The sequence below is a fragment of the Wolbachia endosymbiont of Tuta absoluta genome (assembly GCF_059414725.1).
Window position 1 is genome coordinate 1 of the sequence record NZ_JBNRJY010000170.1, and the last position, 439, is coordinate 439.

Annotated in this window: 1 protein-coding gene; it reads left to right on the top strand. The window is 43.1% G+C overall.

The annotated features are described in order from the left end of the window. Positions 1-257 precede the first annotated feature (257 nt). Positions 258-439: hypothetical protein (locus ACJ5GX_RS01840; RefSeq protein WP_495292638.1), on the top strand; the 182-nt coding region annotated here is incomplete at its 3' end.

The window sequence follows — 439 nt, forward strand, 5'->3', positions numbered from 1 at the left end:
GAGTACCTTATGTAGACCACCAGGTCTACCATCAGGAGCCCACCTAAACTATTGGAGATACCTACAGAAATGCTTCTAAAACAAAAGTTGTTCAGTAAGATGGACCGCTTCTTTTCACAAGGACATTGAGGATCTGGAGTACCTTATGTAGACCACCAGGTGTACCATCAGGAGCCCAGCTAAACTATAAGAGATACAGGCGTGGTTCTAAAACAAAAGTTGTTCAATAAGATGGGCCGCTTCTTTTCACAAGGACATTGAGGATCGATCCAAGTCTTGCCTCTGGAAATGCCCTGCCTAGCTACTCGATGACACCATTTTTGTTGAAGCGCAATTTGAACAGCTTCCGCAGCTTGATCGATCCTCAATGTCCTTGTGAAAAGAAGCGACCCATCAAAATGGACAAATATTGTTTAAGAACCATTCCTGTATCTCTAAT